This window comes from Chryseobacterium sp. VD8 (assembly GCF_037149975.1).
Taxonomy (GTDB): Bacteria; Bacteroidota; Bacteroidia; order Flavobacteriales; family Weeksellaceae; genus Chryseobacterium; species Chryseobacterium indicum.
This window is the reverse complement of record NZ_JBBCQL010000346.1, coordinates 1-3,066: the sequence shown is the minus strand read 5'-3', so window position 1 is coordinate 3,066 and position 3,066 is coordinate 1. Positions and strand designations below refer to the sequence as shown.

The window sequence follows — 3,066 nt, the reverse complement described above, 5'->3', positions numbered from 1 at the left end:
ATGCCAACTCTTTTGAAGGGCTGAAAAGGGGTAATTTTCCATTATAAATTCTTATAAACTTGGAATAATACAATCCTTCGTCAGAGGTAAAAATATATATTTTCCTGTGAGAAGCATAATTAATCCAGTCCGCTAATTTATCTTTCAAAATAGCCGGGTCATTTTTAAGTTTAATGGTAAATGATTCATTTCCTTCAAAAGAATCATCTTTAAAAATAAGATTAAAATTACTGACATAGCAGCTTAAAACAATATTGTTTTCAGTTACCATTAAGGGATTATTGATATCTCCCAGTAAATCAATGGTAACATCATTTGCTTTAAAGAACTGTTTTATTAGAAAATTCCTTCTTGCAATGTCCGTAAATAAATTGTGATTTGTACTCTCTTCCATTTCATTGTTATCAGAATTAAACAAATATACTATTTTTTACCTATTAAACCAATTTAAAATATTTTACCTATTATTTCAAAAATATTTTTATATTTACATATTCTTATTAATCAGAATTAATAATGAAAAGAATAATAAAATTTGTGGTGTACGGAGCAATAGCGTTTTACATATTTCTGTTTGCGTTTATAGGTAATACCACTGACAATAATAATGCAAGAAAAATATCTCTAACTTTAGTTATTATCGTCGTTGGCTGGAATGTCTTGAAGAATCCTTTAAAAAGATTCTTTAGGAAAATATTTAATAATAATTCTTGACGATAATAGAAAAGGCTGCCCTATGGCAGCCTTATTATTTTATCAAAGTTGTTCAAGAAATTTCTTTGCTTTTTTAGATGATGCAAATGCTTTCTTGATATTTTCCTCACGCTTAGATGTATTTTTGACAGACCAGCTTTTAAGATATCTTACGGAATTGATAAACTCCTTAGTAATTCCAAATTGGAGGCAGATTAGCATACTACCCATTTCTGCAATAAGTTCTTCAAAAGAGTAACTTGTTAAATCTGAATGACCTTTTAATTCTCTTTTTAATCTGCTTTCGTGACCAGTCCAGTGAATGATCTCGTGAAATAATGTAGAATAATATTTATCTTCAGATATAAAATATTTCTTTTCTGGAATTGAAATTATATCTGTTAAAGGCGTATAATAAGCTGTACTAGAAAGAGTTTGCCTAACTGTTAGATTACCGTTAGTAATAATTGAATTGATAAATTCTTCACTATTACATTGTTCCTGAAAATCCAGTACTAGATTTTCCTCTTCAATGACAGTATCAATATTTAGATCGGCTATATTTTCAATCAGTTCAGCATTAAAAACGGTATAATTCTTTAAACAGCTGATCTTATTAATATTTTCTCTTTCATTCACCGACATTTCTAATACTTGTTCTCTGCTATAGATTTTACCCGTCTCTCTATGTTTGTAGATGAAGCTAAAAAATTCAATGATTGTACCTTTTGCTCCTTTTTTTAGTCTGCCACCGGCTTTCGAAATAGAGTTGAATGTCGCATAATCGGCGGTTTGGAAATTATTGATTAAAGCATCAATATAAAGAGCTACTGTGTTAAAGCCTTGATATTGCTTTTTTGTAAAAAGATTTTTCGGCATTTGAAATTGCACATCAGCATAATGTTCCCAGTCCTGCGGATTAACTTTATCAAGGTTTTCGAGTATTTTTAAAATGAATCTATCTTCATTTTTTTCTTGTGAAGAATCTTTTGAATTACTTTTTTTTGTGAATGTTTTCATAATACTTTATTTAATATTCTGACTTTTCTATTGTTTTATGTGCATTCCAAAAGAAATCTGTCATTCAATAAAACCGGAATGAAAGAATGTAATGAAGGCTTTGAAATCTTTTTGTTCGAAGAATTCAGGAGTGTCTGAAATTATAGCTATGCTGTAATTATAGAGACCCAAAAAGATTTTTTGATTGGAGGATGGATTTCTAATTTCGCATAAGAAAACCGAGAAAGTCAGAATATAAAGGATTAGAAAACAATTAAAATTATTCAATCCTTATTGATAATAATCTTTGAAGATGCTGTGATTTTTCAAATCGACATATTTGATAAATTCAGGTGTCTTTTTGAACTTCTGAAGTGCTCTGATAAACTTGAAATCTGATTCAATTACACTTGAGACTTTTATACAGGCAGTTCCAATATCTCCAAAGCAGTTGCCTATTCCAAATAAGAGAGAATAGTAAGTTTCTGTAGTAAGCGGTCGGTCATAATGGGCTAGTATCTTTTTACCTTCTTCATCTTCATTTAAAAATCTAAGTTCTTCATTGAACATTGCCTGTGTAAAGAAAACACCATAGTCAACGCCATTGAAATTTTCATAGTTCAAATCAAAGTTTTCTTTCAGAAAGTTATTTACTTCCTCAGCTAATTGAGCTTCTTTTAAATATATAATTGAATAAGTTCCCATAAAATTTATAAGTATTCTTAAGTTTGGAATTTGATAAAACGATTACCTATACATCGTGAGGTTTTCATATTATTTAGTGTTCGCTTGGAAGTAATAGTACATTACCCTCTTTCCAGATGGTAAATTCTTCAAAAAAGAAGTCAGAGAATGGAATAATGGCTGACATTAACTGATTTTCATTTCCGTCAGATGCAGAAAGACTAAACTGCTCATCCTTGATTCTTTTAATCGTCCATACTTGAAAATCTTCACTTTGAAATTTTTGAGAAGTCTGATAAGATGCTATACAGTCCAGAAACCAGTAGCACTCTTCTTCATATGCCACATTTTTGACTCCGTCAGTCAATAATATTCCAAAGATGTAGGAATAGTACTGCTCAGTTCCTGTAAACTGATTGTAAAAATCATTAGCTGAGATTTTGGGATTTTTCATAATTGCCAATTTTTTGGGTTAATATTTAAATTGTTGAGAGCAGTTGATATTTTAACAGCATTGTTTTATAATCTACTTTCTCCCTGTTTTTCATTGCTTCTGACGAAAGAAATTCAGATTCAATACAAAACCGCAATGAAGTATGTAATGGAGGCTATGAAATATTTTTGTCCTTCGGATTTAGGAGTATCTGAAAAAAATGGCGCAGCATTTTATTTAGAAACCCAAAAAGATTT

At 29.9% G+C, this 3,066-nt stretch carries 4 protein-coding genes; all 4 read right to left on the bottom strand.

The genetic code is table 11. The annotated features are described in order from the left end of the window. A partial coding sequence (locus WFK35_RS21830) for a hypothetical protein (protein ID WP_336734665.1) occupies nucleotides 1-394 on the bottom strand: 394 nt, incomplete at its 3' end. A 362-nt stretch (nucleotides 395-756) separates the two neighbouring features. Then, a complete protein-coding gene (locus tag WFK35_RS21825) occupies nucleotides 757-1,713 on the bottom strand; it encodes a zincin-like metallopeptidase domain-containing protein (protein WP_002977297.1) in 957 nt (318 codons plus the stop codon). A 270-nt stretch (nucleotides 1,714-1,983) separates the two neighbouring features. Continuing rightward, the gene (locus tag WFK35_RS21820; RefSeq protein WP_336734663.1) at nucleotides 1,984-2,397 is read right to left on the bottom strand and encodes a hypothetical protein; all 414 of its coding nucleotides are present in this window, start codon (nucleotides 2,395-2,397) and stop codon (nucleotides 1,984-1,986) included. Nucleotides 2,398-2,470: 73 nt separating this feature from the next. Beyond that, nucleotides 2,471-2,830, bottom strand: coding sequence for a DUF6876 family protein (locus WFK35_RS21815; protein ID WP_002977293.1), 360 nt, complete (start codon nucleotides 2,828-2,830; stop codon nucleotides 2,471-2,473). Nucleotides 2,831-3,066: the final 236 nt, after the last annotated feature.